At 70.2% G+C, this 25507-nt stretch carries 21 protein-coding genes and 1 pseudogene; 15 read left to right on the forward strand and 7 right to left on the reverse strand.

Going from position 1 to position 25507, the window contains the following annotated elements; genetic code table 11:
* Positions 1-158: 158 nt before the first annotated feature.
* From ACGFYN_RS42770 to ACGFYN_RS42805, 8 genes are all read left to right on the forward strand, one after another.
* Positions 159-1469: an alpha/beta hydrolase family protein gene (locus tag ACGFYN_RS42770; RefSeq protein WP_393871423.1), complete on the forward strand. Its 1311-nt coding sequence runs from the start codon at positions 159-161 to the stop codon at positions 1467-1469.
* Between the two features lie 307 nt (positions 1470-1776).
* A complete protein-coding gene (locus tag ACGFYN_RS42775; RefSeq protein ID WP_393871424.1) occupies positions 1777-4026 on the forward strand; it encodes a HAMP domain-containing protein in 2250 nt (749 codons plus the stop codon).
* A gap of 15 nt (positions 4027-4041) precedes the next feature.
* Complete coding sequence (gene pgsB, locus ACGFYN_RS42780) at positions 4042-5526, forward strand: poly-gamma-glutamate synthase PgsB (protein WP_393871425.1); 1485 nt, start codon at positions 4042-4044, stop codon at positions 5524-5526.
* A complete protein-coding gene (locus ACGFYN_RS42785; RefSeq protein WP_393871426.1) occupies positions 5523-6005 on the forward strand; it encodes a poly-gamma-glutamate biosynthesis protein PgsC/CapC in 483 nt (160 codons plus the stop codon). Before pgsB ends, ACGFYN_RS42785 begins: the two co-directional genes overlap by 4 nt.
* Before the next feature lie 44 nt (positions 6006-6049).
* On the forward strand, positions 6050-7135 hold the full coding sequence (locus ACGFYN_RS42790) for an NlpC/P60 family protein (RefSeq protein ID WP_393871427.1): 1086 nt from the start codon (positions 6050-6052) through the stop codon (positions 7133-7135).
* Between the two features lie 56 nt (positions 7136-7191).
* The gene (locus tag ACGFYN_RS42795) at positions 7192-9144 is read left to right on the forward strand and encodes an ArnT family glycosyltransferase (protein ID WP_393871428.1); all 1953 of its coding nucleotides are present in this window, start codon (positions 7192-7194) and stop codon (positions 9142-9144) included.
* Between the two features lie 300 nt (positions 9145-9444).
* Entirely contained in the window at positions 9445-10260 is an 816-nt protein-coding gene (locus tag ACGFYN_RS42800) for an intradiol ring-cleavage dioxygenase (protein WP_393871429.1), read from the forward strand.
* Positions 10261-10435: 175 nt separating this feature from the next.
* The gene (locus ACGFYN_RS42805) at positions 10436-12964 is read left to right on the forward strand and encodes a LuxR C-terminal-related transcriptional regulator (protein ID WP_393871430.1); all 2529 of its coding nucleotides are present in this window, start codon (positions 10436-10438) and stop codon (positions 12962-12964) included.
* A gap of 296 nt (positions 12965-13260) precedes the next feature.
* Here ACGFYN_RS42805 and ACGFYN_RS42810 read toward each other — a convergent pair whose 3' ends face one another.
* Positions 13261-14250 carry a magnesium and cobalt transport protein CorA gene (locus ACGFYN_RS42810; RefSeq protein WP_393871448.1) on the reverse strand — a complete coding sequence of 330 codons (990 nt, stop codon included), beginning with the start codon at positions 14248-14250 and terminating at the stop codon, positions 13261-13263.
* A gap of 445 nt (positions 14251-14695) precedes the next feature.
* On the opposite strand from ACGFYN_RS42810, the gene ACGFYN_RS42815 reads away from it, so the two are divergent.
* The 4 genes from ACGFYN_RS42815 to ACGFYN_RS42830 all read left to right on the forward strand — a co-directional run bounded on the left by ACGFYN_RS42815 (position 14696) and on the right by ACGFYN_RS42830 (position 17081).
* The gene (locus ACGFYN_RS42815; RefSeq protein WP_393871431.1) at positions 14696-15757 is read left to right on the forward strand and encodes a YihY/virulence factor BrkB family protein; all 1062 of its coding nucleotides are present in this window, start codon (positions 14696-14698) and stop codon (positions 15755-15757) included.
* A 171-nt stretch (positions 15758-15928) separates the two neighbouring features.
* On the forward strand, positions 15929-16366 hold the full coding sequence (locus tag ACGFYN_RS42820; RefSeq protein ID WP_393871432.1) for a phage holin family protein: 438 nt from the start codon (positions 15929-15931) through the stop codon (positions 16364-16366).
* Positions 16363-16809, forward strand: a complete 447-nt coding sequence (locus ACGFYN_RS42825; RefSeq protein ID WP_393871433.1) for a DUF3618 domain-containing protein — start codon at positions 16363-16365, stop codon at positions 16807-16809. Before ACGFYN_RS42820 ends, ACGFYN_RS42825 begins: the two co-directional genes overlap by 4 nt.
* Positions 16810-16814: 5 nt before the next feature.
* Entirely contained in the window at positions 16815-17081 is a 267-nt protein-coding gene (locus tag ACGFYN_RS42830) for a DUF4235 domain-containing protein (protein WP_393871434.1), read from the forward strand.
* Between the two features lie 486 nt (positions 17082-17567).
* Here ACGFYN_RS42830 and ACGFYN_RS42835 read toward each other — a convergent pair.
* Positions 17568-18275: pseudogene (locus ACGFYN_RS42835) on the reverse strand (SDR family NAD(P)-dependent oxidoreductase).
* Between the two features lie 261 nt (positions 18276-18536).
* Here ACGFYN_RS42835 and ACGFYN_RS42840 point away from each other — a divergent pair.
* Positions 18537-18950, forward strand: coding sequence for a hypothetical protein (locus ACGFYN_RS42840; protein ID WP_393871435.1), 414 nt, complete (start codon positions 18537-18539; stop codon positions 18948-18950).
* Between the two features lie 361 nt (positions 18951-19311).
* Here ACGFYN_RS42840 and ACGFYN_RS42845 read toward each other — a convergent pair whose 3' ends face one another.
* Complete coding sequence (locus tag ACGFYN_RS42845; RefSeq protein ID WP_393871436.1) at positions 19312-20013, reverse strand: SDR family NAD(P)-dependent oxidoreductase; 702 nt, start codon at positions 20011-20013, stop codon at positions 19312-19314.
* A 191-nt stretch (positions 20014-20204) separates the two neighbouring features.
* On the opposite strand from ACGFYN_RS42845, the gene ACGFYN_RS42850 reads away from it, so the two are divergent.
* Both ACGFYN_RS42850 and ACGFYN_RS42855 read left to right on the forward strand, forming a co-directional pair.
* Positions 20205-20930 carry a TetR/AcrR family transcriptional regulator gene (locus ACGFYN_RS42850; RefSeq protein WP_393871437.1) on the forward strand — a complete coding sequence of 242 codons (726 nt, stop codon included), beginning with the start codon at positions 20205-20207 and terminating at the stop codon, positions 20928-20930.
* Between the two features lie 320 nt (positions 20931-21250).
* On the forward strand, positions 21251-21505 hold the full coding sequence (locus ACGFYN_RS42855; protein ID WP_393871438.1) for a hypothetical protein: 255 nt from the start codon (positions 21251-21253) through the stop codon (positions 21503-21505).
* A 28-nt stretch (positions 21506-21533) separates the two neighbouring features.
* Here ACGFYN_RS42855 and ACGFYN_RS42860 read toward each other — a convergent pair whose 3' ends face one another.
* From ACGFYN_RS42860 to ACGFYN_RS42875, 4 genes are all read right to left on the reverse strand, one after another.
* Complete coding sequence (locus tag ACGFYN_RS42860; protein WP_393871439.1) at positions 21534-22556, reverse strand: zinc-dependent alcohol dehydrogenase family protein; 1023 nt, start codon at positions 22554-22556, stop codon at positions 21534-21536.
* Positions 22557-22714: 158 nt separating this feature from the next.
* Positions 22715-23305 (reverse strand): chemotaxis protein CheB, encoded by a 591-nt coding sequence (locus tag ACGFYN_RS42865; protein WP_393871440.1) that lies wholly within the window; start codon positions 23303-23305, stop codon positions 22715-22717.
* A gap of 316 nt (positions 23306-23621) precedes the next feature.
* A complete protein-coding gene (locus tag ACGFYN_RS42870; RefSeq protein ID WP_393871441.1) occupies positions 23622-24839 on the reverse strand; it encodes an ANTAR domain-containing protein in 1218 nt (405 codons plus the stop codon).
* 90 nt (positions 24840-24929) lie between these two features.
* Positions 24930-25205 carry an ArsR family transcriptional regulator gene (locus tag ACGFYN_RS42875; protein ID WP_393871442.1) on the reverse strand — a complete coding sequence of 92 codons (276 nt, stop codon included), beginning with the start codon at positions 25203-25205 and terminating at the stop codon, positions 24930-24932.
* Positions 25206-25507 lie beyond the last annotated feature (302 nt).

Genomic DNA, 25507 nt, shown 5'->3' on the forward strand with positions numbered 1-25507 from the left:
CCCACGCGTGCCGTACGTGAAGTCGCCATGATGGCATCCCGGGTGCACGAGTACGGCCGCTGTGGCGCTACGGTATGCGGCAGTCGATCGCGCGTTCTACGATCGCTGACCAACAAGGGGGTTCCATGAAGCACCGTCGCCCGCGCCCACGTAGCAGAGTGATCGCCAGAGCGGTCGGTTCGGCGGGTGCGCTGGCCGTCACGCTGGGTGTGGGGATGACGCCGGCGATGGCCGCCGGGAATACGTCCAAAACGCCTACGGCCACCGGGTTCTCGCCCGACGATCCCGAACCGAAGGCGAACTGGGCGCCCGAGAACGACGAGGGGCCGCAGACCCAGAAGTCAGTACGCCCTGAGGCGTTGACGTCCAGCCGCACGGCCGCGTCCCCGCTGCAGCTCAAGATGCCCGCGCCGACAGGGCCGTACAGCGTGGGCATGGTAGGCCTGCATCTCGTCGACTCGTCGCGTACGGATCCGTATGTGGGCGGCAAGCGCGAGGTCATGGTGTCGCTCTGGTACCCGGCCACCTCCACGTCGGGGCACTATCAAGCGCCGTGGCAGCCGTCGATCTCCGGGGCCCATTTCCTCGCCTCGCGCGGGCTGTCGCCGCAGCAGGTGACGCTGCCGAGGACCGCGGGCCATGTCCTCGCCCCGGTGAAGACGTCGCTGGGCAAGCTGCCCGTCCTGCTGTACTCGACCGGGCTGCACTCGGACCGCTCCATGGGCACCGCGCTCGCCCAGGATCTCGCCAGCCGGGGCTACCTCGTCGTCACCGTGGACCACACCCACGACGCCAACGAGGTGCAGTTCCCCGGCAACCGGCTCGAGGTCAACAGGATGCCGTCGGGCTCGCACTCCTCCGACACGCTCAAGGTGCGCGCGGCCGACATCAAGTTCGTCATCAACGCCCTCGGGAAGATCAGCAGTGGCGGCAATCCGGACGCCGGCCACGCGACGCTCCCCGCCGGACTGGCGAAGTCGGTGGATACGTCCCGAATCGGGATGTTCGGCTGGTCGCTGGGCGGCGCGGCGGTCGACACCGCCATGCAGCTCGACAAGCGGATCGATGCCGGTGCCAACCTGGACGGCCAGTTCTTCGGGACGGCGCCGAGCAAGGATCTGGACCGTCCCTTCATGCTCTTCAGCTCGGGCACCCACAACCGCAACAACGACGGTTCGTGGCGCACGCTGTGGTCGCATCTGAAGGGATACCGGGTCGACGTCCAGCTGCATGGCGCGGCGCACCTGTCGTTCAGCGATCAGGAGTGGATGGTGCCGCAGGAGGCGGGCCTGCTCGGGCTCTCGAAGGCTCAACTCCAGCAGCAGTACGGCACGATCGACCCGAACCGGGCGGTCCAGGTCCAGCGCGTCTACCTCGCCGCCTTCTTCGACCAGGAGCTGCGTCACAAGCACAGCACCCTGCTCGACGGGCCCGCCGACAAGTACCCGGAGATCTCTTTCGTCCGTTGACCGGACGAGCCGACCGGACAGTTGCCAGGAGACCTGAAGGGCCGGTTCCGTTCGCGGGCCCGGCCTTTCGGCGTGCCGAGGGGCACGGGTCCGCAGGCGCCGCCGGGCAGGGCTGCCGTTGTCCCATAGGACACATGGGGCGAACATGTGATGTTTATGTGACAGCCGGGGGCTAGGATGTTCGTTCCATCGAACATTCGGGCGCTCGGCGCCAGTTGAGGAAGGATCCGCTCCCCTGCCCTCCGCACCCCGGGCGCCGCGCCGACACCGCAACCGTCGCCGCGCCGATATGCCGATGCTTGGCGGGGTGCGCCCGCCTATAGCCTCACTTGTCGTACTCCTCCTGGTTGTCGCCTTCCTGACCGTGATCGGTATCGACGGCGTCCGCGCCGCGCCCATCCCGCAGGCCGTTCTGAACGGGGAGCAGCAGATCGCCGCGGACACCGCGCAGTCGCTGCGTACCGCGATCGACGCCGAGGCGCGCACGGTCCGCGGTACGGCGCACGCGTACTCGGCGACCAGCACCTCGACCCCCGCGACCACGCTCAAGGCGCTGACCTCTGCCCGGACGACGGTCCTCGGCGGTGCGCTGCTCGACCGGCACACCGGCAAGCTGCTGGCGACCGGCGGCAGGACAGTGCCGCTGGCCGGAGTGAACGCCACAACGGCAGCCGGGCACGGGACGATTGCGCCCCGGCTGGTGACGTCGGGCGGCACGCCGCAACTGCTGTACTTCGCCAGGGTCACCCTGCCCGCGCAGCAGGAGGACCCCGACCAGGACCAGTACCAAGCCCCGGACCGGGCCGAACGGCAGTGGCTGCTGGTGGTCACCGAGGCGCTCCCGGCCCTCGCGGCGTACGGCGACGGACGCAGGGCCGAAGTGCTGGACCCGAGCGGCGCCGCGCTCGCCACCGCGGTCCACGGCACGGCACAACCGGCCGCCGGCGCCGGTGGTCTGCCCGCGGCGGCGACCCGCGCGGCGCACGGATCCGGAAGTGACACCGACGCCTCCGGAAGCCTGCTGGGCGCCGCCACCAGCAGCCGGCGCGCCGTGGCCGGCTGGGCCCAGGTCGCCTCGGCGACCGGTCCGGGCGACACCGACGACCTCGGTCTGGTGGTCCTCACCTCCCACGCGGCGCCCGCCAGGACCGCCGCCGCCGATTACTCGCGCTTCGCGCTCGAGGCCGCCGGGGCGCTGGCCGGGCTCGCGCTGCTGCTCGGGCTGGCACTGCACTTCTCCGTGCAGCGCCCACTGCTGCGGCTGTACCTGTCCGCCGGCCGCCTGGCCCGGGGGGCGAGCCAGGACTGGCCGACCGCGTCGGCGGAGCTGTCCCGGCCGGTTCCGGTGCATGGCTTCGGGGAACTGGCCCGGATCGGGCGGGCACTGGACTCACTGCGCCGGCAACTGCTCGGCGAGAGCGGCCCGCAGGAGTTCCCGGCCCGGCGTGGACCGGGATACCGGGCGCTGGCCGTGATCGGCGTGGTGGTGGTGGGCTGCTGGGCGGCGCCGATGGTCTTCCTGCTGAACCGGGCGGACACCGTGACCGCGGTTCCGGCTGCGGTCCGCGCCGACCAGCAGGCGCGCACCGAGATCGCGACGGGCCGGATCCGGCAGTCCCTCGACCAGTCGTACACCGACCTGAGCGCCGCGGCCGCAAGCCTGCCGGGCGGGAGCCGGGCTGCCCAGACCGAGGTGCTGCGGCGCTGCCTCGCCGACCACAAGCAGTACCGCTCGCTGTATCTCCTTGACCGCTCGGGCGGCATCACGCTGCGGGTGGGCGGCACACCGCTGCGCACCCTCGTCCACGTGCCCGGCGGCGGCGGTATCACCACCGTCAACACCTCGGGCCGGATCCCGGCGATCGCCGCCTACGCCCAGGTCCAAGCCGCCAAGGGCAAGGCCAAGGCGGCCGGTCTGGTCCTGTTCGGCGAGATCGACGTGAAGGCGCTCAACTCCATCCTGCCCAGGCCGAAGCTGGGCAGCGTCTGGGTGACGGACGGCCACGAGAAGGTGCTGGCGGCAAGCGTGGGCTACCGCGCCTTCCAGTCACTGCCCGACTCCGGCCTGTCCCGTCTCGCCCGCTCCACCCAAAGCGCCCCGGGGACTCCGGGCACCGCGACCTCAGCGGTGCACCTCACCTCGTCCGGCCCCTCGGTCGACGCCGCCGCGCCGCTGGCGCAGAGCGGACCGACGGCCCGCCTCGGCTGGCACGTGGTGACCGCGGAGCCCGCGGCAGCGCTCCAGATCCCCGCGGTGCAGGCCGAACAGCGCACCATGCTCGCCGGCATCCTGGGCCTCGCCGTCGGCGCGGCCTGCCTGGGCTGGCTGCACGTCGTGGTGATCCGCCCGCTGCGCGCCGTCGCCGTACTCGTCGAACGGCTCGCCGGCGGGGACCGCCGTACCGTGCTGCATCCGGTCAACCATGACGAGATCGGCTCGGTCACCCGCAGCCTGGAGCTGATCCGCCAGGCCCTGGCGGAACGCGACCGGGCGGCCAGATCCGGTCACGCCGCCGGGGCCTCCCGGTCCCTGCGTGAGAACACCCTCCAGCGGTAGAAGGACGGAATAGACGTGCTCTTCCTCTATGTCATCGTCCTGCTGTGCTGCGCCGGGCTGTGGATCGCCGGAATCGTGGAGCAGCAGCGGCACTTCGCCTCGCTGGAGCAGATACCGACGCGGGTGCTGGTCAACGGCATCCGCGGCAAGAGCTCGATCACCCGGCTGTGCGCCGGCGCGCTGCGCGGCGGCGGCCTGGTCACGGTGGCCAAGACCACCGGCACCGCGGCCCGGTTCATCCACCCGGATGCCACCGAGGAACCGGTGTACCGCAAGTTCGGCATCTCCAACATCGTCGAGCAGATCGGCATCGTACGGCGGGCTGCGACCTACCGGCCGGACGCGCTGGTCATCGAATGCATGGCGGTGATGCCCGCACTGCAGGAGACCAATCAGGAGAAGCTGATCCGTTCCACGATCGGCGTCCTGTGCAATGTCCGCGAGGACCATCTGGAGGAGATGGGGCCCACGTTGGACGACGTCGCCCGCTCGCTCTCCCGCTCGATGCCGGTGGGCGGGGTGTGCGTGACGGCGGAGAAGGAGCGGCTGCACATCCTCCAGGAGGAGGCCGACAAGCGGAACTGCCGTCTGATCTCCGTCGATCCGGAGTCGGTGACCGACGCCGAACTGCGCGGCTTCAGCTGGTTCACCTTCAAGGAGAACGTGGCGATCGCGCTCGCCGTCGCCGAACTGCTCGGCGTGGAACGGCAGACCGCGATGCAGGGCATGTGGGACGCGCCGCCCGACCCCGGGGTGCTGTCGGTGGAGCGCTACGTCACCCCCGAGGGCAAGAAGCTGCGGTTCGCCAACGTCTTCGCGGCCAACGATCCCGAGTCGACGCTGATGAACGTGAAGCAGCTGGAGGACCTGGGCGCGATCAGACGGCCGATCAACGTGGTCATCAACTGCCGCCCGGACCGGGTGGAGCGCAACGGCCAGATGGGCGCCATCGTCCCCGACCTCGCCGCCGAGACGGTGTTCCTGATCGGTCATCCCACCAAAAGCGCCCGCGATGCGATTCCCGCCGGCTTCACCGGGCGAGTGGTCGACCTCGGCGGCGACCGCCGGGACCCCGAGGAGCTGACCGCGTCGATCCTCGCGGAACTCGGCCCGAGCTCCTCGCTGGTGGCGATCGGCAACATCCACGGTCAGGGCGAGCTGTTTCTGGAATGCCTCGCCGAGCTGCCCCTGGACGAATCCGAGGACCTGCTCGACGCCGTTCCCGACGGCGACGGCCTGGACCAGGAGACCATGCAGATCGCCATACCCCGGCTGCCGCGAGTCTCGGTGGCCCGGCCGCCCGAGCCTGAGCCGTACAGCTGGGTGGCACCGCTGGAGACACCGACGTACGCCTTCCGCATCCCCGAACAGCGCGACCTCGCCCGCCGGTTCGCCGCCCGCCATGGCCACTCCGACGACCAGAGCACCGCGGACGACCCGCGCCACTCCCCCGACCGGCACCACTCCTACGATCCGCCCCAGTCCACGAGGAACCAGTGATCCCCGCCAACCTCACCGCACAGACCGCCGCACTCGGGATCGCCCTCGGGCTGGTCTTCTCGCTCGTCTGCTATCTGACCACCAACCTCTCGCCCGGGGGCATGATCACCCCGGGCTGGATCGCCCTCACGCTCGTCACCGACGTGCGGATGGCCGGGCTGATGGTCGGCGTGGCCGCGCTCTCGTACTTCATGACCAAGCTGTTGCAGCGCACCGTGATTCTCTACGGCAAGCGGCTGTTCGCCGCCGTGGTGCTGTGCGCGGTGGTGATGCAGACCACCGTGATGCTCGCCCTCAGCCACGAGTTTCCGCTGCTCTACACGTCCCAGACCCTGGGCTTCATCGTCCCGGGCCTGGTCTCCTACCAGATGGTCCGGCAGCCGCTGGCCGCCACCGTCATCTCGACCACGGCGGTGACGCTGGCCACGTACGTGGTGCTGGTCTCCGGTCTGTTGCTGGGCGCCCTGCCCACCGCCTGACCCGCCCACCGCCCCCTCACCTCACACGTCCAGGAGGATCAGCCATGCACTCCCAACCTGCCGGCAGAGGCAGCCGCCCGACGCGCCGCGCCGTGCTCGGGACGATCGCGGGCGTCGCGGCCGCCGGGGTGGCGGGCGGGTACGCCTGGGACCACCACCGGCACAGCAGCGACGACGGCAACGGTACGGTCGCCGACGGAACGGGCACCGGCCCGAGCGCCCAGGCCACCGGGGCCCACACCTTCGAGCGCCTGTCCGCCCCCGCCCGCACCGTGGTCCGCGCCGCCGACGGCGGCACGCTCGCCACTTTCACCGACGGAGCCCGTACGGCCGTCCTCACCGGGCCTTCCCGCAGCTTCAGCGAGCCGCGGACCACCGAGGCCAAGGTGACCACGGACGCCTGGGTGCGCGTGCTGAAGCACGAATGGCAGCGGGGCATGGAGAAGTCCGCCTCGTTCAAGACCTGGTTCCACAAGACGCTGGCCGACACCAGTCCGGACGTCCTCGCGGTCGCGTTCCAGTACAGCAGCGCGGGAGCGCCCGACAAGCACAACGGTGCCGGCGTGCGCTACGCCGGCACCGCGCACTTCGGCCCGCGCAACGCCGAGGTCAACAACCCGCTGGACTTCGCCTTCCATGACGAGAAGTCCGACTTCTACGACTATCTGGGCCTGCCTTGGACCTTCCCGGACGGCACGCGCGTGCAACCGGACAAGGACCGCTACGGCGACGCCGACTGTTCCGGCTTCCAACGGCTGGTGTGGGGCTACCGGATGGGCATTCCTCTGCACAACACCAACACCAAGGGTGCCGGCCTGCCGCGCCGCGCGTACGCCATCGCCGCCGACGGCCCCGGCCGCCTGGTCATCCCCCACACCGGCAAGCAGCAGGCCACCGACCTGAGCGTCCTGCAACCCGGCGACCTGGTCTTCTTTGCCATCATCAAGGACCGGCCGGACTTCATCGACCACTGCGGCATGTACATGGGCCTCGACGACCAGGGCCGACACCGCTTCTACTCCAGCCGCTCCGCAGCCAACGGCCCGACCATGGGCGACATGTCCGGCCACTCGCTGCTGGACGGCACCGACTTCTACGCCCGCGGCCTCCGCGCGGCCCGCCGCCTGTGATCCCCCCGCCCGTGCATCGCCGCCTCACCTGACCTGCTGATCCGAGGACCACCGCCATGACCGCCATCCCCGCCGCCCGGCCCACCCGAGCGCACCGAGGCCGCCGGACGGCAGGCCGCAGCCCCGGCCTGCCGGAAGACGCCCCGCGCTGGGAGCGCCCGGCGCTCGCCGCAGTGCTGGTCCTCGCCACGGTGCTGTACGCCTGGGGCATCGGGCACGCCGCGCTCCACCCCTTCTACGGCGCCGCGATACGGTCGATGGCGGAGAGTTGGCGCGCCTTCTTCTTCGGCGGGCTCGACGCGAGCGGGTCGATCAGCATCGACAAGCTTCCCGGTGCCTTCTGGCCCGACGCCGTCTCCGTCTGGCTCTTCGGCCCGCACACCTGGGCAGCCGCGCTTCCGCAAGTCGTCGAGGGCGTGCTCACCGTATGGCTGTTGCACCGGATCGTGCGGGGCTGGGCCGGTCCGTTCGCCGCACTGATCGCCGCGCTGACGCTCACCCTCACCCCGGTGACCGTAGCGCTCAACCGGGCCACCATCCCGGACACCGCGCTCACCCTGCTCCTGGTCGCGGCCGCCGGCGCACTGCAGAAGGCGGTGCGCACCGAGCGGCTGCTGCCACTTGTCACCTGCGGGGTCTGGGTCGGCCTGGCCTTCCAGGCGAAGATGCTGCAGGCGTGGCTGGTGCTACCGGTCTTCGCCGCGGTCTACCAACTGGCCGCCCCCGGAACCCGGTTGAAGCGGGCCATGCGCGTCCTGCTGGCCGGAGCGGTCTCCCTGGCGGTCTCCTGCTCCTGGGCGCTGATCGCCTGGGTGACACCGGCCGGGAGCCGCCCCTACCTCGACGGCACGTCCAACAACGATCCGTTCACCCTGGTCTTCGGCTACAACGGCCTCAGCCGCTTCAGCAGCGACACCACCGCATTCGGCGCCGTCGCGGGCACCGCCGCCAGCCGCACCACCGGCAACACCGGCTGGGACATGCTCATCAACCACACGGTCGGCCCGCAGGTCGCCTGGTTCCTGCCGCTCGCCGTGCTCGCCACAGTCCTGGGCATCATGTGGCGCGCCGGGCAACCGCGAACCGACCCGCTGCGCACGGGATTTGTGATGTGGGGTGGCTGGCTGGCCGTGCACACCCTGGTGTTCAGCGCCTCCAACGGCAACCACGCCTACTACACGGCCGTCATCGCCCCGGCGCTCGCCGCGCTGGCCGGCGGCGGCCTCGCGCTCTTCCGATCGGAGTACGAGGCGAAGCACGATCCGAAACTGGAGGCGAAGTACGAACCGGAGGCGGAGCCTGAGGCGGCCGGCCGGCGGCACCTGGCGCTGCCGGCCGCGATCGTGCTCACGGCCCTCTGGTCGTTGGTGCTCGACTGGCCGACCCGATTCGTCTCCTGGCTACTGCCGATCGCCGTGATGCTCGCGCTGTGCGGCGTCGTGGGCCTGTGGAGCCGCGGACCACGCACCTCCCCGCGGATGATCCACACCGCCCTCGCCGCCGGGATGGCGGCCACCCTGGTCGTACCGGCCGGTTGGGCCCTCTCCGGCCTCAACCCGCTCTACGCGGGCGCCGCCACCTCGCCGATGGCCGGTCCGGTCGGCAAGTCGTACTACGAGCACCCCCGCCACGCTCCACTACGGAGAGGGCTCGACCGGCCTAACACCCGTGACACCGCGCTGCTCGACTACCTCACGGCGCACCGCCACGGCGAGAGGTACCTGCTCGCAACCCAGGCCGCCTACACCGCCGAGCCCTTGCTGCGCGCGAAGTCCGAACCCATCCTCGTCATGGGCGGCTTCACCGGGAGCACGCCCTTCCCCAGCGCCCAGCAGATGGGCAGCCTTGTCGCCACCCACCAGCTGCGCTATGCGCTCCTCACCACCCAGCGCCCCACCACTCCCGCCACCACGTGGGTGAAGTCGCACTGCACCCGCATCCGGCCCACCGCCTACGCCCGCCGCACCGACGGCAGCTTCTTCCTCTACGACTGCACCCCCCAGCGGTGAGGCGGCGTCCCCGAAGGCAGGGATCGCGGTCACCGGCCGAGTACCGACGGCCCAACACAGCTGGCGCGCCGCCCGCAGGGAACCCGTGCGCCAGCTCGCGCCAAAGCGCGCTCGTGACTGCAAGGCCGGCGCGCTGACCTGCGCGCGCTGTGGGAGCACCGGCTCGACGGTCGGCCTGGGTGCGTTGCGCATGGTGACCGCGGGAATCGGGGGCATGACCCGTCCGAGGTTTCGTAACGCCCTCAGATCGCCGGTCAGGTGAGGGATGTGGCAAGCCTCTGCGGCGGCCATGGTCAGAGCATGACAGACACCCCCCACCCCAACTCAGTTGGTTCCGCGGACGGTTCCGAGCCCGCCGAGGATCGCGCCGGGGCCACCCGCAGATCCGTGATCACGCGCCTCGGCGGCGCAACCCTTGGCCTGGCCACCGTGGGTCTCGCGGGTTCCGCGCACGCGCAGCCGAGGGCGGAGGCAGGCCGGAGCACCGGCTCCCCCACCCAGGCCGCCACCTGCGTCCTCACCCCCGAACAGACGGAGGGTCCCTTCTACCTGGACCTGGAGACCGTCCGTAAGGACATCACCGAGGGCAAACCCGGTGTGCCGCTGACCCTCCGCGTGACAGTGGTCGACGCCACGACCTGCGCTCCTCTTCCCAACACGGCAGTCGACATCTGGCACTGCGATGCCCTGGGGGTCTACTCCGGGTATGCGGCCGGCGGCTCCACCTCGGACACGACGTTCCTGCGCGGTGTGCAGCTCAGCGACGCCACGGGGATCGCCACGTTCACCACCCTTTACCCCGGCTGGTACGTGGGCCGTGCCCTCCATATCCATGTCAAGACACACGCCGGCGGCACCGTGTCCGGCGGGAAGTACCACGGCGGCCACGTGTCCCACACCGGCCAGCTCTACTTCCCGGAGACGTACAACAGCAAGGTCGCCGCACTCGCCCCCTACCGAACGAACACGACCGCGCGCACGCTCAACGCCCGGGACGGCATCTACCAGCGGGGCGGATCCTCCACCCTGCTGACCTTGGCCCAGGTGGACGGCGACCTCAGCAAGGGAGTCACGGGGACGGTCGTGCTCGGCATCCATCCCGCCACCACGCCCTGACACCAAGGTGAGCGGCGACCGGGGCGGACGGTTGAGCCTTGGCTTGCCGCCCCGGCTACCGCGTTCTGGTATGCGCAGCTGCACCGGCGCTGAAGACGGCGGTTTTCCTCGGGAACTTCGCGGCCAGGAATCGGGAATGAACCCGAGTCGAACCTGTGAGTTATGCGGTGCGGCCTTGGCGAGAAGACCGGCCGGGCGGCCGGCGCGCTACTGCTCCAACAAGTGCCGGCAACGGGCGTTCCGGCGACGAGCAGCCCGCCAGGGCGCCCGCGCGGAGGAGCCGGCCGCGTCCACTGGCCCGTTCACCGATCCGGATCAGGCCACCGCCCCAACCGTTTCGAGCGCCCCGACCCCGGCCACCACGGGTCACAGACACTGTCTGCCCCTGCCCCTCTCGCTCGACTCCTTCGTGGGCCGTCGGCAGGAGCTGAGGCGGCTGCGCACCCTGCTGAGGTCGTCGCGGCTGCTCACCCTGACCGGCACCGGCGGTGTCGGCAAGACGCGCCTGGCGCTGGAGCTGGCCAGGAGGCTACCGAGCGACGCCGGTCGAGTCGACGTGGTGGAACTCGAGTCGCTGCACGACGGCGCCCTTGTGGCGCAGTTCGTGGCCGCTGAGCTGGCCGTGGGTGAGTCGGCGGGACGGACCGCCATCGACGTGGTGGCCCACGCGATCGGCGACACCTCCCGGCTGCTCATCCTGGACAACTGCGAGCATCTGGTCGACCCTTGCGCCCACCTGGCAGCGGCCCTGCTGAGCCGCTGTCCCGAGCTGCGGATCCTGGCCACGAGCCGGGAGGCTCTGCGCGTACCGGGAGAGGTCGTCTTCCGGGTGTCGGAGTTGTCGCTGCCTGCGCCCTGCGGTAACGACGATCCGGCCTCACTGCTGCAGGCCGACGCGGTAAGGCTGTTTGTGGACCGGGCGTCTGCCTGCGCACCCGGTTTCCGACTCGACCGCCGCAACGGCCGGACCGTCGCCGAGATCTGTCGCAGCCTCGACGGTCTCACCCTCGCTGTCGAACTGGCGGCACGCCGGGTCGGGACGCTTCCGCTGAGCGACATCCTGACGGGATTGGACGACCAGTTGTCCCTGCTGGCCGACGGCAACAGGACCGGGCCTTACCGCCACCGTGAGCTGGCCGCCGCGATCGACTGGAGCCACCGGATGCTCGATCCGGTGGAACGGCAGGTGTTCCGGCGTCTTTCGGTTCTCGTCGGCGGGTTCGACAGGGCTACCGCCGAGGCGGTGTGCGCCGGCGGTGGCATCACGGCGCGGCAGATCCTTCGCGTGCTGTGTGCCCTTGAGACCAAGTCCCTGATCGTGCGCGTTTCGGGGGGCGCAACACCTGTACGGTTCCGGCAGCTCGCCGCCATCCGCGCCTACGCCCTGGAACGACTGACCGCCTCCGGCGAACTGCACGCCACTCGGCAGCGGGTCCTGCACTGGCTGAACGCGCTGGCGGAACGCGTCGGCGGCGAGGCGTTCGCCGACCAGGCCGGCGGTTCACTCGCCGCTGAGCGGGACAACCTCGCTGCGGCTTTGGCCGAGTGCACGGAGCACTACGGCGCCTTGCACGCCAGGCCGGCGCTCGAACTCGCCCGGGTGCAGTACCAGCAGGAGCAGCCGTCCGCCGCCCGTACGCTGCTGGCCCGGCTTTTGGACGATCCTGCCGGCCAGGCGCTGGGCGGCTCGGTCCCGGCACTCGCCGCACGCGTGGCCTGCCAGCAGGGGGAACTGACGCAAGCCCTGGATCTCGGTGAACGAGCCGTGGAGGTCGAGCGCACGCGCAAGAGCCCGACGGGCCTTGCCAACGCCCTGGACGCGCGGGCCGCGGCACGGCTGGGCCGCGGCGAGTTCGCCGAGGCTGTGGCGGATCTGCGCGAAAGCCTGGACGTCGTCGCCGTGCTGGGCAACGCCCACAACACCGCCTGGTGCGCCCATCACCTGGCCTGGGCCCTGCTCCAGGCGGGCAGCGAACAGGAAGCGGACGTGCTGATGTCCTGCTGCCTGCCGGACCTTCGGCGACACGCTTCGTGGCGCCAGCTGGCAGCCGCGCTGCACACAGCGGGCGCTGTGCGACTGGCACTCGGTGATCTGAAGGGCGCCGAGAAGCTGTTCGCCGAGGTGCTCAAAATCGTCCCCGGAGCCAGCTTTCACGCGCTGTACCCCGTCGAGGGCCTGGCCATCGTCGCGGCCGAGAGCGGTGAATTGCAGCGCGCCCTGCGGCTGTGTGAGGCGAGTGCCCAGGCGCGCCGTCGCCTTGACACCGAGCCCGAGGCCCCGTGGCGACGCCGGGTGGAGGAGACGGCGGCGCGGGCACGGATCCGGCTGTCCGTAGCCGCACGAGAGGCTGCCGTCAACGGAGCCCGCCGACTACGAGGGGACAAACTCGTCGCCTACGCCCTGCGGGAGAGCAACGACCGCCTGGCAGGCGATGATGCCGGCAGCGCGGTCGCCGGTAAGCAGTTCCCACTCACCGGCAGGGAGTTCACGGTGGCCGACCTCGTCTCCGAAGGACTGACCAATCGCCAGATCGCCGAGAAGCTGGACCTCTCGCTTCACACGGTCGCCTCACACCTGGACAAGGTCCGAGACAAGCTGGGCCTGCGCTCACGCACACAGATCGCTCTGTGGGTGACCGACCGGACGACGAGCCGACCCACCCCCGCACCACCAGATTTCGGGCGAGGTGGCCGCCGGCCCTAGTGTCTCGCGATCTCGGCAGCATTACGTGACGCCTCCACGGCCTCGGCGTGGTCCACGTGATCGCGTTGAACGCGCCGACAGTCCACTTCACCGGTGAGGCTCCAAGGCGCGACGAACGCCAGCGCCGCCTTGCCCGCCTGCACGACGATGTCCCGCTCCCGGCCCGGACCCGTGCACATCCGCCCGATCGCCTGCCCTGCGGCCCGCACCTGGCGCGCCCTTTGCACCGCTGCTCGCCTGACACGCATGCAGTGCAGGTGCCACCGGTTCCCACGGCCTATGCCGAAGCCATCCGCTCACAGCCAGCCATTGCGGCGGAAGGCCCGGTACAGCAGTCCTGCCCCCAGGGCCATCGCCGCGAGCGCGCACGGGTAGCCGTAGCGCCAGTCGAGTTCGGGCATGTGGTCGAAGTTCATGCCGTAGATCCCTGCGATCATGGTGGGGATGGCGAAGATGGCCGCCCAGGCGCTGATGCGGCGCATGTCGTCGTTCTGCCAGGTGCCCACCTTCGCCAGATGGGCGTCCAGGACGGAGCTGAGCAGATCATCCAGGGCGCGGACTTCGGTGTCGGTGCGGGTGAGGTGGTCGGCGACGTCCCGGAAGTACGGCACGACTTGGTGCGGCCAGTCATCCCGCGCCGCGGTGAAGGGCTGCAGGACCGGGACCAGCGGCTGCACGGCGTCGCGGAACTCCACCACCTCCCGTTTGAGGGAATAGATCTGCTCGGTCCGGTCCTCGCGGGCGGGTGAGAACACGCACCGCTCCAGGTCGGTCAAATCCGTCCGTACCTGGGCCGCGGCCTGGGTGTAGGCGTCGGTGATCACATCGGTCACCGCGTGCAGGACGCTGACCGGCCCGAGCCGGGCCATGTCGGGCTGCCGGTCGAGCCGCTGGGCAGCCTCCGCGATGGGGTCCATCGCGCCGTGCCGTACGGTCAGCGCGAACGACGGCCCGAGGAAGATCATCACTTCGCCGGTTTCCACATCGGCGCTCTGCTCGATGAACCACAGCGTCTTCACGGCGACCGCCAGCACGTCGCCGTAGCGCTCCTGCTTGGGCCGCTGATGGGCGTGGACCGCGTCCTCGATCGCCAGGGGATGCAGTTTCAAGTACTCCCCCAGCCGCTGCAGCTCCTCCTGTGCGGGTTCGGACAAGCGGATCCAGGCGAATTCATCCGGCTTCAGCATCCCCAGACGGTCCAGGGTGACTTCACATCCCCCGTCCGCCTGCCGGCAGTCGATGTGCTCGCCCTCACCCGTCTGTTCTCGGTAGATCACACACTCCATGCCCTCTCGGGTGCTTCCGCTGCCCCATTCCATGCTCTTGAGAATGCAAAGGCCCACCACCGTGACGGTGCGGTCGGGCAGAACGCGCGACGCCCCCGGCGCAGCGTGAAACGTCCGGGGGGAAGTCGACCGCCGGAAACGCGCGCCGACCGCCCCGCACCCGCCGCACAGCCAGGAACGTCTTCCACCGTGTCCGCGTGCACCCGGTAATCGTCTACTCGCCCGACGACGAGCGCGGCCGGCCCCTCCGCCCCCGTCACCGCGTCGCTGGACCTGGCCCGTCCCCAGGACCTCCTCATCTCCTGGGTCGACATGAGCCTGGACCATGCCGTCCGCATCTCGGCCGAAATCTCGGCCGAACTCGCCACCGCCTCGAACACTGAACGATCGCGCGAGCAGGCTTCGATGTCCTGATTGACTCGATGCGTGTGGGCACTCGTCAGGCATGAAACTGCATCTTCCGGGGCGAAAAGAACACCGTGGCAGCGACGAGGCCCCCCAGCGTGAGGCCCCGCCGCCCGAGGAAGTGGGCCCCGGCCCCGCGGTCGAGGAGCGTGCCCCGGACACCCCGGCGCAGCTGCCCAAGACGGCCTGGGGGGCAGTACTCAAGGGCAGCCTGCGCGAGTTCAAGGACGACGAGCTGACCGACCGGGCCGCCGCACTGACGTACTACGGCCTGCTGTCACTCTTCCCGGCCCTGCTGGTCCTGGTGTCCCTGCTCGGCCTGGCCGGCAAGTCCGCCACGGACTCGGTGCTGAAGAATCTCCAGCAGTTCACCCCCGGCTCCGCGCGCGACATCATCACCCGGGCCGTCACACAGCTGCAGCACAACGCCGGCGTCGGCTCGGTCATGGCCATCGTCGGCATCGTCTTGGCGCTGTGGTCGGCCTCCGGATACGTCGCCGCCTTCATCCGCGCCGCCAACCAGGTCTACGACATGCCCGAGGGCCGCCCGGCGTGGAAGATCCTGCCCGTGCGGGTCGGACTGACGGCCGTCCTGATGGTCCTCGCCGTCATCAGCGCCCTGATCGTCGTCTTCACCGGCACCCTGGCCCGCCAGGCCGGCAAGACGCTCGGAATCGGCGACACCGCCCTGACGGTGTGGTCGATCGCCAAGTGGCCCGTCCTGGCGATCCTGGTCACGATCATGATCGCCCTTCTGTACTGGGCCACCCCCAACGCCCGGGTGAAGGGGTTTCGGTGGATCACCCCGGGCAGCTTCCTCGCCCTGGTGATCTGGCTGATCGCCTCCGCCGCCTTCGCGTTCTACGTCGCCAACTTCGCCTCGTACAACAAGACCTACGGCACCATGGCCGGCGTCATCGTCTTCCTCATCTGGCTGTGGATCAGCAATCTGGCGATCCTTCTGGGCCTGGAATTCGACGCCGAGACCGTCCGGCAGCGAGCGATCACCGGCGGACTGCCGCCGCACAAGGAGCCCTACACCGAACCGCGCGACACCCGGAAGTGGGACGAGCAGGACCTGCGCCGACTGGATGGATCATGACCGTCGCCCAGCGGGTGACGGACTACCGAGCAGCTCGGGACCGGGGCCTGATCGTTGTTGCCGAGTGCGCCGTGCACCGCATGAGGCGGTCGCTCTGATCGGGGTACTCGCGCGCCAGCGCGGGCCGGACTACCCGGCCCGCAGGAAAGAGAAGGACAGGAGGTGACCGCCATGACGGGCACGCAGCCGTACCCATCCCGGCCCGACCCCAGCCCACACCTCACCGGCCAGGAGCCGGTGAGCGAGTTGGTGCAGCGGGCCTCGCAGCAGCTGACGGAGCTGGTGCGCGGTGAAATGCGCCTGGCGCAGGCGGAGGTGAAGGAGAAGGGCAAGCGCTACGGCAAGGGTGGCGGGCTGTTCGGCGGTGCCGGAGTGGTCGGCTTCCTGATGCTGCAGGCCCTGGTCGCCACCGTCATCGCGGCGCTGGCCGTGCCGTTGCCCGTGTGGGCCGCGGCGCTGATCGTCACCGCCGCACTGGGGGTGATCGCCGCAGTCATGGCCCTCGGTGGAAAGAAGCAGGTCAGCCAGGCCGCCCCGCCCGCCCCGGAGCAGACGATCGAGAACGTGAAGGCCGACGTGGCCGAGATCAAGGAGCGCGCACAGCGATGACCCAGCCACCCCACGACGAGCCCACCGCCACCAGCCCCGAGGAGCTGCGCGAACAGGTCGAGCAGACCCGTACCGAGCTCGGCGAGACCGTCGAGGCGCTCGCCGCCAAGACCGACGTCAAAACACGCGCCCAGGACAAGGCCACGGCAGCCAAGGAACATGCCGCAGTCAAGGCAGGGGAGCTCAAGACCAAGGCCGCCGACCTGGCCCATCAGGCCCAGGACAAGCTGCCCAACCCGGTCAAGGACACGGCCACCCACGCCGCCGAACAGGCCCGCGCGAAGGCAGCCCGGGCCGGCCAGCTCTGGCACGACAAGGCCCCCCAACCGGCACAGCAGAAGACCGCCCAGGCTGCGCAAATGGCCAGGGACAACCGCAATCTACTGCTCGCGGCCGCCGGTGCGGCCGTGCTGGTGTGGCTGACCTACCGCCGAAGGGGGTGACCGGGTTGAAGGCATCGAAACTCGCCTACAAGCCGGTCGGCCTGGCCCTCGGCGCCGTCAGCGGCATGGTCGCCGGCGCCCTGTTCAAACAGGCCTGGAAGATGCTCGGCCACGACGAGGACGCCCCCGACGCAACCGACGAGGAACGCACCTGGAGCGAAGTGGTGCTCGCCGCCACCGTGCAGGGCGCGATCTTCGCCGCCGTCAAAGCCGCCGTCGACCGCGCCGGAGCCACCGCGACCCGCCGCCTGACCGGCACCTGGCCCGGCTGACCCGGCACGCCAGAGGCGGCGGTCGGGCATGGATGGCGGCAGCCTCACCCGCACTGCCCACGCACGGAAGGATCACACGGTCGTGTCCGCTCAGCACGTGATGCCGCCCTGCCCGCGGCAGGGGTCGTCGGCAGGGTTCTGACCACCCGAGGGGCCGCAACCCGGCGACACGAACGCGCCCACGGGCCAGTGCCGCATGGGGCCAGTGCCGCACGGGCCAGTGCCGCACGGGCGCTCTGGCGGCGCACTCCTCAGGCGGGGCGTCGTCGTCATGCGGGGCCGGGGCGCCGGTGATGGGCCGGCCGACCAGCGCTTGCTGACGGCCTCTACCGCGATGAAGGTGCTCGCGCCGGCAGCTTGAGGTCAGCGGAGGGGAACGCAGCGTGCCGTCACGCAACTGCGCCGACCATCGAATTCGATCCGGATCTCCGGCATGTGCCGCTCCCGCTACGTCTTTTCTCGTTGGGCCTCGGGGGTAGGCACGCGTCAGCCGGCCAGCTGGTTGAGCCTGCGGATCTGCTTGTCGAAGATGCCGGCAGGAGCGATGCGGCGCAGTGTGCTGGCGCGTCCGGCCAGGGAACCGGCGGTGTAGCGCAGCTTCGGCTTCGGACCTGCAGGGGTGTGTCGGGCCGCGGACTGTTGGCCTCGAATCCGGTACTGGTGTAGGCGGGTTCGGCAAGGAGCACCCGCCCGCCGTACCCCCGGACCTCGTGGTCCAAGGACTCGGAGTAGCACTCGACCGCATGCTTGGACGCGGCATAGACGGCGATGTAGGGCGCGGGGAGGAACCCGACCACGGACGAGAGGTTGATGATGCGCCCGCGCTTTTGAGCGCGCATGTGGGGAAGGACCTCCTTCACCATGCGCATGAGGCCGAAGACGTTGGTGTCGAAGACGCCCTGAGCCTGCGCGATGGAGGTTTCCTCCGCCACCCCCATCGAGCCGACGTCGGCGTTGTAGACCAGGACGTCGATCCGCCCGAACCGCCCGCTCACCTGCTCGATCTCGGCGTGACCGACGCGTCGCCGGCCACGTCGAGATCGAGGTACGTCACACCGTCGAGCGCAAGGACGCGCGAGGCGTCACGGCTTGTCCCACCACATCGAAGCCCGCCCCGGCCAGTGCGATCGCAGTCTCCTTCCCGATCCCGGATGACGCGCCCGTCACGAGAGCCACCGGTCGATTCGTCGTCATCATGAACCCCAACCCCGTAGAGGAAAAACCGATCGGTTTTCACGTGCAAGCCCAGCACGGTACTGATCCCGGGGCTACGGCCGTGCCGGGGACGCCGCCGACGACCGGGCGGGTGCCCGTCGGGCTGTACACCGGGCCCCGGATGGAGGGCCAGAGGCCCGGTGCGGCGGAAAGCGCTCAGGCGTCCGTCGACGGCCCCTCGTCCGCCCCTCCGGGACGCGCATGCCACGAATCGGACTGATTCCTGAAACGATGCCCGTTATGCAGCAGCTGCCCATCCCCTGCCCCGGCCATCTGATCCCGGACGTCACCGACCGGTTCGATGCCGCCTACCGGGCGGCCAAGGCGCAGCGCGCCGTGTTCGTGGGCATGGAGCGCGAGGGTGAGCGGTGGACGGTGAAGGCGGATGCGCTGACCGCCGGCCCGGGCCATGTCGTCGACGCTGCGGTGAACGTCGCCATGCGGGCCGCCATCACCCACCTGGTCCACGAGCGGGAGGCCGGCTCGGACGCCTTCGCGGGCCCGGTGTACTTCATGCTGCACGGGGTGCCGAGCGAGAAGCGGTCCCGCGAGCTGGCCGCCGCCTTCCACGCCGCCCTGTACGGAGATCTGGGACCGCTGCGCCGTGCGGTGCCCGGCGCTGACGTTGATCAAGATGGTGACGGCGCCGGTTGATGCCTCGGTAACCCCCGATCCGCCCCGCGAGCGTTGAGCCGGGCAGGACGCGTGCACCGTGGTCCGGAGGGTCCCGGCTCTGCTTCCCCACCGTTGGGCCTGGTCCATGGCACATGTCCCTTGACCGCGCCGGCCCGGTAACAGGCCAAGGGACCTCGCAGATCACCCGCTCGGAGCTTTCGAAAGCAGGGTGCGGCGGTGCGGCCGTCGTTGCTGATGCCCAAGGCGGCCAGGGAGATCGAAACTGTCGGGACCCATTTTGGGCCGATCCGGGCGCATGACCCCGACGCGGTCGAGCTGGACGACGATGGGGGCGACGCCCCTGACTGAGCTGGCGCGGGCCATCGGCCCGTGTGTGCCGTCAGGGGCGGGGGAACGCCTGCCCGTCGAGGCGGAAGACGCGCTCGGCGTCGTCGCGATGGGTGGTGTGCAGCTCCCAGTACAGGGGGGAGATCTGCTCGGGCTTGGCCGCCTCCAGGCCGGGAATCACGGAGACGCCGATCGACGAGTCGATGCCGACGTGGGCAGCCTGGATGCCGGTGCCGGCCAGTTCCGTATGCAGGTTCTTGACCCAGTTACGCAGCGCCGCGGCGGCGGCGTTGACGTTGGCCACCCGCGGGTCCGGCCAGATCGAGCCGGCACCGGTCGTGTAGAGCAAGGTGCCCGCTCCGGCCTCGCGCATGGCGGGCAGTACTGCCCGCGTCGCGGTGATGGCGCCGTAGAGCTGGAAATTCATCTCGGTCTCCACGTGGGAGGGCTCGGTTGTGGTCGGAGCGGTCAGGGCGGTGGAGCCGAAGGTGCCGACCGGGGAGTACTCCAGGACATCGATGCGGCTGAACCGTGCGGCAGCGTCTTCGAGCGCCTGGGTCAGTGCGTCGTGATCGAGCACGTTGGCGGGGAACGCGGCGGCGGTGATGCCCTCGGCGGAGAGTTGCCCGACGAGGCCGTCGAGCTTGTCGCGGTTGCGGGAGATCAGAGCGACGTTGAAGCCCCGCGAGCCGAAGGTGCGGGCGATGGCCAGGCCCAGCTGGGGGCCGGCTCCGATGATGGCGATGCTGGTCACAGGAATCCCTTTCGTCATGCCTTGGTGGTGGGAGTGAGAGCCGCGTGCCGCCGGCGCAGGCACCGAAAGCCACGAGCTCCCGCGATCTGGATAGCCCGCTCCATTTTCTATCTGGATAAGCCCTTCCGTTTTCGCTGAGCCACCGTAACACAGGAACTGGATAGGGCTCTCCAGTTGCTAGGATGGCGGGCATGAACCCCCGCATCCCCCGCCCTGACGGCCCCGCCGGCCGGCCGCTGCGCAGCGACGCCGAGCGCAACCGTGAACGGATCATCGCCGCCGCGCGCACGGTCTTCGCACGTGACGGGCTGGACGCCTCCATGGCCTCCGTGGCCCGCGAGGCGGGCGTAGGGATCGCCACCCTTCTCCGCCGCTTCCCCGCCAAGCCGGACCTGGTCGCCGCCGTCTTCGCCGACCGCATGGACGCCTACGCCGAGGCGGCCGCCACCGCCCTCGACAACCCCGACCCGTGGGACGGCTTCACCGGCTACATCGAGACCGCCTGCGCGATGCAGGCCGCCGACTACGGCTTCGCCGACGTCCTGACCACGACCTTCCCCACCGCCAAAGCCCTGGAGCAGCGCCGCAACGAGGCATACGAGGCCATGCTGGAACTCATCCACCGCGCCAAGGCCACGGGCCGGCTGCGCGAGGACTTCGACCCCTCGGACCTGGTCCTGATCCACATGGCCAACGCCGGCGTGGTCAACGCCACCGGCGACGCCGCTCCCGACGCCTGGCGACGCATCGTCGCCCTGCTGATCCAGTCCTGCCAGACACCCGCCCGCGGCCCCCTGCCCCCCTCGCCCGAGCACGAAGCCCTCTACAAGGCCATGCTCCGCGCCGGCCCCCAGACCCCAGCCGCACCCACGCCAGCTCCACACACCAAGCAAGACCAAGACGGGGAGATCAACTGAGCACGATTGCCCGAGCCCCGTGAGCGGGGGCGGGGGCGGGGGCGGGGGCGGCGAGATTCAAAGAGAACCGTCAGCCGACCTTGTCACCGGCTACCGGCTCACACAGTGACGAGTGCAGGGTATGACTCTACGCAGCCGCCCCCACCGGCCCAGCAGGTCACGGCCGGCACCAGCCGACTCCTGGCCCCGTGCGCCTCGCGCCGTGCGGCGCTCACCGCACAGGTCCAACAGGGCCGACGGCGGACGGCGGACGTGCTCAAGCCTGCTCGGTGAGCGTGATCCACAGCTCGCCGACGACGGCATGGCGTGGACGGGTGACCATGAGCGACGCCGTTGGCGATGTCCTCGGCGTCCAGGACCTCGGTCCCCTCGAAGTACGGGTCGATCAGTTCGCCACGGTTCTCCGGCTTGTTGTGCGTGCCCGGTTCGTTCTCCACGGCGCCCGGCTCACGGATCCCGACGCGCACATGGCGCTGGGTGACTTCCTGGCACAGGGACTCGGTGAAGGCGTCCACGACGAACTTCGTGACGTTGTAGACACCGAAGCCATCGCCCGCCACACGCGACGGATCTGACACATCGTCGGGCCCCGCGAAGATTCGGTCAGAAGGTCAGGAGGACCTTGGTGGCGCGGCGCTCGTCCATCGCCTTGTAGCCCTCGGGGGCCCGGTCCAGGGGCAGGGTGAGGTCGAAGACCTTGCCGGGGTCGATCTTGCGGTCCCAGATGAGCTGGATCAGGTCGGGCAGGAAACGGCGCACCGGGGCCGGACCGCCGAGCGTGTGGATGCCGGCGAAGAACAGCCCGATCCCGGGGATGGTCACGTCGTAGTTCACGCCCACATAACCCAGATGCCCGCCGCCACGGGTGGCTCCGACGGCCTGCATGAACGACTCCTGGGTGCCGACGGCCTCGATGACCGAGTGCGCGCCGAGCCCGTTGGTGAGCTCCTTGATCTTCGCGATACCCGCCTCGCCGCGTTCTTCCACAATGTCGGTGGCACCGTCATTGCGGGCCAGCCTCTGCCGCTCGGGGTGGCGGGACATCGCGATGACGCGTTCCGCGCCCAGCTGCCTGGCGGCCAGGACGGCCATCAGACCGACAGCGCCGTCGCCGACGACCGCGACGGTCTTGCCCGGCCCGGCCTCGGCGGCGACGGCGGCGTACCAGCCGGTGCCTAGCACGTCGGAGGCGGCCAGCAGGGCAGGGATCAGCTCGGGTTCGGGCTGCCCGGGGGTGGCGACCAGGGTGCCGTCGGCCAGCGGGATACGGGCCTTCTCGGCCTGAGTGCCGATCCCCGCGTGGACGAACTCGGCGTGTACGCACTTGGACTGGAACCCGGCCTGGCAGATCTCGCACGTGTTGTCGGAGATGACGAACGACCCGACGACAAAGTCTCCGACCTTGACGTTCTTCACGGCCGAGCCGGTCTCCTCGACGACGCCCACGTACTCGTGCCCCATGAGCGTGTGGTCGGCCGGCTCGATACCGCGATACGGCCACAGATCGGAGCCGCAGATACAGGTCGCGGCCAGCTTCACAATGGCGTCGGTCGGCTCGATGATCTTCGGATCGTCGCGCTCCTCCACACGGACGTCGCCAGCCGTGTGCATCACTACTCCACGCATGATGGATTCTCCCTTGCTGGTTGTGCCGGCGCTTTGGGCGCCGGTTCCAATGTCACGAAGGCGCGGGATCACCGCGGCTTACTCCGTTTGCGGGTCTGGCCCCGCCGCGCCCGCTGAAAGGGCCTAACCGACCCGGAGCGCGGCTCCTCGCCGGTGGTCTATGCGGGCGAAGGCGCAGGTCGGCGGCGCTGGATGAGCGCGATGGTGATCGTGGGAATCAGGGTCAGTGCGGCGATGACGGTGCCGACCGCGGCCGGACCCGTGGCCCCCAGCGGAGATTCGAGGGCGAAGCCGGCGACCCAGGAGCCGATGGCGGTGCCGAGGTTGAACGCCGACACGGTCAGCGCGGAGCCCAGGGTGGGGGCCGAGGCGGCAAAGCGGACCGCCAGCGCTATAAGCACCGGGTTCGCGCCGAGCCCGAACAGGCCCAGCAGAGCGACCAGCACGATCGTCGGCGCGGGATGGCCGGCCAGCAGGCAGATCGCCAGCAGCACGAGTGTCGTGACCGCGGGAGCCATGATCGTCGTCGCGCCGGCCTGGGGGTGCTCGCCGTCCTCGGCAGGTTTGACCGTGAGGGCGGTGGAGGCCTCCAGGATGGCCGCGATGCGCGTCTCGCGGGCGCGGTTGAGGTGTTGGGCGACCAGCACCGGCACGGGCAGCGTGGCCGGTTGCCCGCCCAGGAGCGTGCCGAGCCCCTTGATGCCCCCGGCGGAGGAGGCCACCAGCACGGCCGCCCACGCCAACGGCACCCGCGCGTCGCGCTACGCGTGTCACAGCTCCCGGTCAGCGATACGACCGCATTCGGCACTGACACGCGCGGCGTCGCGAGGGGGGCATGGCCGTGCCGCGGGGGACGGCTCTTTTGCAGCGGGCCGGGCCGCCCTGGGGCTGCGCGTCGGCGACTTCGACGGGGATGCGTGCGTAGCTGCGCGGCGTGGTCGTCGGTGAGGTCCTGCACGCAAAAGAGTTCCTCGGAGCGCGGTGGCTCCGAGGAACGGTGGGCTGTGTTCCCAACCCGTGCCCGTCACCGTAGTCCATCTTCGCCAACCGGTGTCGGAAAGCCTTTCAGCGCCGGCGGCAAGGCTGGACGTGGGGCGTGAGGCCGTGCGTGTGAAGGCCTTCGAGGGCGTCGAGAACGACGGTGCGTCGGTACCAGGAGCGCCAGGCGGCCAGGTCGGCGGCGAGGACTTCCAGGGCTGTGTGCTGGATGGGGGACAGTCGGGCGCCGGGTGTGTCGCGGTGGACGGTGATGACGCCGGTGCACGCGCCGGTGTCCTCGCTCAGGGAGGGCTGGGCGTGCAGAGCGTGGCTGCCCAGGGTGAGGGCGGCACGGCCTTGCGGAGTGTGGGCCAGGACGGGGTCGGTGGTGATGTCGGCGACGAAGACGGCCTGCTTGGCGTCGCGGGCCTGTGCGCACAGGGCGGGTGGCTCGCTGACATGGGAGATGCTGTCGCGGTAGGGGGCGTTGAGGGCCGCGTGGCCTTCCAGGATGAGGGCGTCGGCGAGCGCGGGATCGGTGAGGTGGAGTTCGGCCGCGTCGGCTTCGGTGAGGGCGATGGCCTGGTAGGTGACGGCGCGCAGAACGTCCAGCCGGTTGTGGACGTCGATCTCCTGCAGGTTCAACAGATCTTGTGTGGGTGGGGGGGTGTGCAGGCGGCCGGGGAACCAGCAATCCTCGCTGGCCGGCGGCGGAGCGGTGACGATGGCGGAGGCCAGTACCCGCAGGGGCACGTTGTGATGCTGGGAGGCCAGGCGCAGCAGGGTGAAGGCCTGGTCGGCACCCTCCAAGTGGTAGCGCTCGCGAAGCATCCCTTGTGCCATGCCGATGGTGCCGCGGCTGCGTGCCCTGGCGTGCAGTCCGAACACCTCGCTCTGCAACTCCTGCAGAGCGGGTGCCTGCTCCCGCGCCTCGGGGGCGGGATGGACAGGTGCTCCGTGGGCAAGGGCGGCCAGGGCGGCGTCCAGGGTGGGGTACCAGCGCAGTCCGGGCGGCGGGTCGAGGCTGAACGCCTCACGTACCTGCGGTGCGTGCGCGACGATGAGCACCGGCTCGTCAAGGTGACGGGTATGGGTGTCGATGGCGCGCAGCGCCGCCTCGCTGATCAGGGACAGGGCCGTCATGTCGAGGATGAGGCGCCGGCTGGCGGATGCCGCGGCGGCGAGCTGCTCGTCCAGCTCGCCTGCGAAGTCGACGGCGGTGTGGCTGTCGAGCGCGCCGGACAGGCACACGACGGCAGCCCGGTCATCGACCGGGCGCAGGGCGAAGGCGGTGGTGCGGGTCATGGTGACGTCATTCCTGAGCTCGCGTGGTCTGGGAGCGTGCATGACACGGGGGGCCTGTCCTTTCTGGTAGGACGGCCGCCGCCTGACCGTTCAGTCCTTCATGGCCGAGCCGGTCAATGGGCGTCGCGTGGAGGCCACGGCAGCGGTGCGGTGTGTGCACTCGTGGTGGGTCAGGATCGCCAGGAGTTCGGCGCCGGTGGCCGGGGCGTCCGCAGGATGGCGCTTCTGCACGGTCCGCTGCGTGAGCCGGCAGCGGTCGGCGATGTCACGGACGCGGGTGGTGCGGTCCTCGGCGATGACGGCCAGCACCCGGGAGTGATTGGTCGCAAATGTCCAGCCTGCATGCGGTTCCGGCGCTCGATCCATGCCTGCCAGCATAAGCATCTTAATTCACGTAACCCAAAAGCTGCATACAATTTCACGTGTTAGTTGACGTGAAACGCAGTTGGGGTGATGTCGAAAGTCCGTCTCGGGGCCCCCAGCCCGCGCAGAGGCCACCATCCTCCCCGGGCTCTTTTGCGCGGTTTCCGAGGATGTGCCTTGCCATGCCGGCGGAGGGCCCGGAGCCGGAGGCGAGCCTCATGGGCCACGGCCGCGTCCCTGCCCGTAGCCTTCGGCCACTCCTGTTTGCCGAGCGCGGCCCGCGGCACGCCCACCGGCACGTCGTC

The sequence above is a fragment of the Streptomyces sp. NPDC048419 genome (assembly GCF_043200415.1).
In the GTDB taxonomy this organism is placed as follows: domain Bacteria; phylum Actinomycetota; class Actinomycetes; order Streptomycetales; family Streptomycetaceae; genus Streptomyces.